Source organism: Arthrobacter sp. MDT2-34-1 (assembly GCF_059091365.1).
Map to the genome: position 1 here is coordinate 1 of NZ_JBNHGO010000184.1, position 345 is coordinate 345.

A 345-nucleotide genomic window follows, 5' to 3' on the forward strand; every position below is an offset into this window, starting at 1 on the left:
GATTTCGCCACCGCAACCTCCGTTGTGGAGGCTGCAGAGGAAGCCAGGCGCGGCATCGCCCTCCTGGTCGCTTCGAAGACTGCCGCGCGCACCTCCGGGCTTCGCCTCATCACCGCGCTGCGCAGCCTCGCGAACGGCGCCGCCGTTCCGGTGACCGTTCAGCTTGACCACGCCAACGACCTGCACGTCATCAGGGAGGCCGTGACCGCGGGTGCGGACGCGGTGCTGGCCGACGGCTCCTCCCTCGATTTCGAGGACAACATCGCGCTGGTGCGAACCGTGCGGGATCTGGTCGGACCCGACGTCGTACTGGAAGCAGAGCTCGGCGGACCCGCCGGCGACGAG

1 protein-coding gene is annotated in these 345 nt (G+C 69.3%); it reads left to right on the plus strand.

The genetic code is table 11. The annotated features are described in order from the left end of the window. Positions 1 to 345 (plus strand): class II fructose-bisphosphate aldolase (locus AC5RVV_RS18290; protein ID WP_494002749.1); only part of this gene is annotated, 345 nt, incomplete at both ends.